This window comes from Methylophaga sp. UBA1464, from assembly GCF_002325665.1.
In the GTDB taxonomy this organism is placed as follows: domain Bacteria; phylum Pseudomonadota; class Gammaproteobacteria; order Nitrosococcales; family Methylophagaceae; genus Methylophaga.
Window position 1 is genome coordinate 42,829 of sequence record NZ_DCSO01000080.1, and the last position, 1,111, is coordinate 43,939.

2 protein-coding genes are annotated in these 1,111 nt (G+C 45.2%); both read left to right on the forward strand.

The window, feature by feature from the left end:
- A partial coding sequence (nusA, locus tag B3O33_RS10285; RefSeq protein WP_292363541.1) for a transcription termination/antitermination protein NusA occupies window positions 1–717 on the forward strand: 717 nt, incomplete at its 5' end.
- A gap of 3 nt (window positions 718–720) precedes the next feature.
- Window positions 721–1,111 (forward strand): translation initiation factor IF-2 associated domain-containing protein (locus B3O33_RS10290; protein WP_292363542.1); only part of this gene is annotated, 391 nt, incomplete at its 3' end.

Genomic DNA, 1,111 nt, shown 5'->3' on the forward strand with positions numbered 1-1,111 from the left:
GTGACCAATGAGTTGGCCGGTGAGCGTGTTGACATTATTCTATGGGATGAAGAACCAGCACGTTTTGCAATTAATGCCATGGCACCCGCTGAAGTATTATCCATCGTCGTTGATGAAGATGCGCACAGTATGGATATCGCCGTTGAAGATGGACAGTTATCACAAGCGATTGGTCGCGGTGGTCAGAATGTTCGATTAGCCAGCCAATTGACTGGTTGGGAACTGAATGTGATGTCTGCCTCAGATGCAGATCAGAAAGCAGAAACTGAAATCAGTTCATTGATTCAGACCTTTATGGCGGATTTGGATGTAGATGAAGACGTTGCCTTAATTCTGGCTCAGGAAGGTTTTTCTTCTCTCGAAGAAGTGGCTTATGTGCCGGAACAGGAAATGCTTGATATCGAAGAGTTTGATACCGATATTGTGAACGAGTTACGCTCACGTGCCAGAGATGTATTGCTGACACGGGCAATTGCCAGTGAAGAGCAGATTGAAAACGCTTCTCCTGCCGAAACGTTACAGGATTTGCCTGGAATGACTGCTGAGCTGGTTGCCAAACTGAATAGTCAGGGTGTTTTAACCGTTGATGACCTTGCAGATCAGTCCGTGGATGAATTGGTCGAAGTGGCTGGTATTGATGAAAAACAAGCTGCCGCATTTATCATGAAAGCACGTGAGTCATGGTTTGCCGACGAACAAACAGAAACAGGGGAGTAACCAATGAGTGACATGAAGGTTAAGGACCTGGCCGACACAGTCGGTATCACACCTGAGCGTTTAGTTGATCAGCTTAACGAAGCTGGCATTAAAGTTTCAAAGCCAGATGATCTGATTACTGAAGATCAAAAGCAAAGTCTGTTGCAATTTTTACAGCAAAGACATGGCAAAGTGGCGAATGATAAAGACGCATCACCGAAAAAAATCACACTGAAACGTAAATCAGTCAGTGAAATTAAATTAGGTGGTGGCACATCCCGTCAGGCTGGTAAAAGCGTCAGTGTTGAAGTTCGTAAAAAGAGAACTTTTGTAAAACGTAGTGAAGTTGAAACCAACACTCCTGCGGAAGAACCTGTTCCGGTAGCGACGCAGGCTCAGGCAAATGCCGAAGAAG